Source organism: Homoserinimonas sp. OAct 916, from assembly GCF_003260275.1.
Taxonomy (GTDB): Bacteria; Actinomycetota; Actinomycetes; order Actinomycetales; family Microbacteriaceae; genus OACT-916.
Genome location: NZ_QJHB01000041.1, coordinates 1 through 797 on the forward strand (window position 1 = coordinate 1; position 797 = coordinate 797).

Sequence of the window (797 nt, forward strand, 5' to 3'; positions counted from 1 at the left end):
GCTCGTCGAGCAGGTCGATGCGCCGCAAATCTGCGTTCGGATAACGCAGTCCCGCCCGCCGGATCAACCCGACAACCTTGGAATGCATGAAGGTCGAGTAGGCGTCATCGACGACCAGCCGGACCCGTTCCTCGAACGTCAAACTGATCGACAGGGTCTCGTCCTGGGTATCGATCGCGGCCAGCAGCTCGCCGGCGTTCATCTCGCGGAGTTTGCGTTTGGTCTCTCCATCCAGCGCGCTCATCGGGTGCCTCCGGCGTAGTAGGCGCCGCCGCGGACATAGCCGCCTTCATCCGGTTCCGGTTCGCGGGTGTGTCCGGTTTTGTCCTGCCCGGTGTCGAGGATCGGCCGCAAATGGGCGTAGCGCGGGGAGCGGACCGGGCCCCGCAGCGCGAGTTCGCAGGCGGCTTCGAGTCTGGCCGGAGGGAACCGGCGCGATAGGCGTAACACGGCCAGCGCCGCGTCGAAGCCGGCCTCGTCGATGAATACGGTCTCGAAGATCTTCCCGATCACGGTGACGGTCGCCGGTCCCATCCGCGCCGCCCACTCCTCGATCCGGGCCCGATCCCAGGCCTGGAAGTTGCGGCCTTCCGGCAGGTCGGCGTCGTTCGTCTGATACTGGTTCGTTGTGCTCGCTGGCAGCAGCGGGTGGCTGGTCAGGCGCTCGTCGCGCCGATAGACCTCCAGCATCGTCTCGGTGACGCGAAGGTCTACCAGGGCGCCGATGTGGCTGAAGGGGACGGAGTAGAAGTTCCTCGCCCAGACCACGTGAGCGTTCTTGTTCACCTTGCGCTTGT

The 797-nt window shown here is 65.6% G+C and carries 2 pseudogenes; both read right to left on the minus strand.

Going from position 1 to position 797, the window contains the following annotated elements:
* Positions 1-244: pseudogene (locus tag DL891_RS16580) on the minus strand (ATP-binding protein); the annotation flags it as partial.
* Positions 241-797, minus strand: a pseudogene (locus DL891_RS16585) (IS21 family transposase); the annotation flags it as partial. The pseudogenes DL891_RS16580 and DL891_RS16585, both read right to left, overlap by 4 nt.